Below are 1,014 nucleotides of genomic sequence, written 5' to 3'. Positions count from 1 at the left end.
GTTACCAGCCGCGTCTTCCGTTTCCACCTTGGCGTGGACATTGCTGTCCTTGGCCAGTTCGGCACCAGGAACGTGTACGTTCCAAGTCTTGCCGTCGGCGTTAACGGTAGTGGTGTAATCCTTGCCGTTCACGGTCACGGTGACGGTGTCGCCTGCCTTGACGTCTTTACCCACAGTACCAGTAATGGTCACGTCGGACTCGGACTCAGCCTTGTTGACTACGTCGTCTTCGGCGATCACGTTGATCGCGATCTCGGCTTCAGGCAGATCGGTGTCTACGCCGTAACCACGGTCGGCTTCAGCCGACGCTGGGTTACCAGCGGCGTCTTCGGTCTCAACCTTAGCGTGGACATTGCTGTCCTTGGCCAGTTCAGCACCAGGAACGTCTACGTTCCAGGTCTTGCCATCGGCATTAACGGTAGTGGTGTAATCCTTGCCGTTCACGGTCACAGTAACCGTATCGCCAGCCTTGACGTCTTTACCAACCGTACCGGAGACAGTGACATCTCCTTCCGATTCGGCTTTGTTGATGACGTCATCTTCAGCGATCACGTTGATCGCGATCTCAGCTTCAGGCAGATCGGTGTCTACGCCGTAGCCACGGTCGGCTTCAGCGCTAGCTGGGTTACCAGCCGCATCTTCGGTCTCAACCTTGGCGTGGACATTGCTGTCCTTGGCCAGTTCGGCACCAGGAACGTCCACGTTCCAGGTCTTGCCATCAGCGTTAACGGTGGTCGTGTAGTCCTTGCCGTTCACGGTCACAGTAACCGTGTCGCCAGCCTTCACGTCCTTACCAACCGTACCAGTAATGGTCACGTCGGACTCGGACTCAACCTTGTTGACTACGTCGTCTTCGGCGATCACGTTGATCGCGATCTCGGCTTCAGGCAGATCGGTGTCTACGCCGTAACCACGGTCGGCTTCAGCACTGGCTGGGTTACCAGCGGCGTCTTCGGTCTCAACCTTAGCGTGGACATTGCTGTCCTTGGCCAGTTCGGCACCAGGAACGTCCAC

General features: G+C 57.2%; 1 protein-coding gene. It reads right to left on the bottom strand.

From position 1 onward, the window contains the following. A partial coding sequence (locus OSH09_RS18265; protein ID WP_266121790.1) for an Ig-like domain-containing protein occupies window positions 1-1,014 on the bottom strand: 1,014 nt, incomplete at both ends.

The sequence above is a fragment of the Alcaligenes parafaecalis genome (assembly GCF_026344135.1).
Lineage (GTDB): Bacteria > Pseudomonadota > Gammaproteobacteria > Burkholderiales > Burkholderiaceae_B > Alcaligenes > Alcaligenes parafaecalis.
This window is presented reverse-complemented; position numbering and strand designations above follow the sequence as displayed.